This is a genomic window from Dellaglioa sp. CoH-57-MRSF-21, from assembly GCF_056781915.1.
This window is the reverse complement of record NZ_JBXAXU010000237.1, coordinates 1-244: the sequence shown is the minus strand read 5'-3', so window position 1 is coordinate 244 and position 244 is coordinate 1. Positions and strand designations below refer to the sequence as shown.

The 244-nt window shown below is 54.5% G+C and carries 1 protein-coding gene; it reads right to left on the bottom strand.

What is annotated here, in order from left to right:
- Positions 1-244, bottom strand: a 244-nt coding sequence (locus AC1RPQ_RS08625; protein ID WP_481762370.1) for a hypothetical protein, incomplete at both ends; no start/stop codon positions are given.

The window sequence follows — 244 nt, the reverse complement described above, 5'->3', positions numbered from 1 at the left end:
GGTTCCGGAAGATTCTGATCAAAGCGGTGTTGCGAGCATACGGTGTCCACTACAAGGGGATCGCCATCAGCGTTGAACAGGTCGAGCGAACGAGCCTTGAAATACAGACCCTGTAGGTTTGTCGTCTCGTAGCCAAGAGCGGGTTTGCGCGGATCACGCAGCCGCTTGATGGGTTTGATCTTGGGAGCCGAACAATGCCACTGCGTGCCATTCAGCACACCCGTGTCCTTGTTATTCTTCTTGC